Raw genomic sequence first — 1,451 nt, 5'->3', positions numbered from 1 at the left:
CGGCCCACCCGGGGCACAGAAGGGAATCCCCGTGCGCCCCGGCTTGCACAACTTCGTCAAGGACATGGACAAGGCATGGGCTGCCGAGCAGCCCCACCAGGCTATCGCCGCGCATTTCGCGGAAGACGGTGTTCTACACGACATGACCTCACCAGGCCCGGCCACCGGCCGAGCTGCGATCGCCGAAGCGATGAGCGCCTTCACGAACGCCTTCTCCTCGATGGAGTTCCACAGTTCCGTCGTCGCCGACGACGGTGAGACCGCCACCGTCGAATGGACCGTGACCGGAGTCCATACCGGATACCTCGACGGAATCGCACCGACCGGCAACCGCATCGAGGTACGCGGCGTCAACCTGCTCAAATGCAACCCCACCGGACAGTTGCTCGAAGAGCGCTCGTACTGGGACTCGGGGACGCTGCTCCGTCAGCTCGGAGTCTTCGACAACTGACCAGAAAGTAACCACAGCGGCGCCCGGGGACCTCTCAGGGCGCCGTTGCTGTACGCACCGCCGCGCATCCCACCTTCACGCCGGCACACCGCCGCAACTCACACCCGAACGCCCACCCCCACCCCATGGAGACCCCATGATGATGACACGCCTCATTGCGGTGACAGCCTTTGCCATTACGGCAGCGGTCGCCACCGCCAGCACCGCCAGTGCCGCCCCGCAGCAGCCCGACCCGAACCATGCATCCGCCCTGGAAACGAAGATCCTTCCCGGTATCCACTACACCGCGAGCATCGTCGACAAGTCCGTCGTCCTCACGACTGACGGCGGCTCGTTGACCACCCAGGGCACCCAGTCTCAGGTGCTCGATGCCGCCGGGAACCTGGTAGCCGGCTTCCCGCTGACCTACGCACGGGATGGGAAAGAATGGCCGATCGCGGCCCAGATCGACGGCAGGAGCGCCACCCTCACCCCCAGCACCGACCCCGCCACGGCCACCCCGCTGAAGGATGCGGCGCTCCCACTGCACCAGACCGCATTGGATGTCCGGTCACCGGAATTCAGCGCTGCCATCATCAACTTCGGTACCGAAGTCGCGCTCGGCGTCGGGATGGGTAGCCTGATCGGCACGGCGATCGGTGCCGGAATCGGATGCATTGCCGGAGGAGCGCTCGTCGGAGCCGCGGTCGCCGTCCCGACAATCGGCACCCTCGCGGTCCCCGGTTTCCTCGGCGGATGCCTGGTCACCGGAGCCGCGGCAGGGGCGATCGGAGCGGTCGCCGGAACGATCATCGTGGGTGGGCCCGTCGCCGTCGCGAGCGCACTCCAGTTCTATGACGCCTTCAACGCTCCCGCCGCCGAACCCCTGGCGGGCTGACAGACCCGGACACCACGTCCGTCCATTATCCGGGCCCGGACGGGGGCCGAATAACGGGCCGGCGGTGCCTATGCCTAATACCTCGGGGAGCACGGCGCGGCCCTGCTCCCCGAGGTATTAGGC

2 protein-coding genes are annotated in these 1,451 nt (G+C 67.1%); both read left to right on the top strand.

Annotated elements, in window-relative coordinates:
- On the top strand, nucleotides 1-451 hold a 451-nt coding region (locus ACFTZB_RS45600), incomplete at its 5' end, for an ester cyclase (protein ID WP_378442592.1).
- 136 nt (nucleotides 452-587) lie between these two features.
- Nucleotides 588-1,328 carry a hypothetical protein gene (locus tag ACFTZB_RS45595; protein WP_378442590.1) on the top strand — a complete coding sequence of 247 codons (741 nt, stop codon included), beginning with the start codon at nucleotides 588-590 and terminating at the stop codon, nucleotides 1,326-1,328.
- The last annotated feature ends 123 nt before the right edge of the window (nucleotides 1,329-1,451 follow it).

The organism is Rhodococcus sp. NPDC057014, assembly GCF_042673295.1.
In the GTDB taxonomy this organism is placed as follows: Bacteria; Actinomycetota; Actinomycetes; order Mycobacteriales; family Mycobacteriaceae; genus Rhodococcus_F.
The sequence above is the reverse complement of the archived record's forward strand: the minus strand, read 5'-3'. Positions and strand labels throughout refer to the sequence as shown.

Bases quoted from the DNA above. Each gene is read 5' to 3' on its own strand.
- ACFTZB_RS45595 (WP_378442590.1), top strand. From the start codon at position 588: ATGATGATGACACGCCTCATTGCGGTGACAGCCTTTGCCATTACGGCA.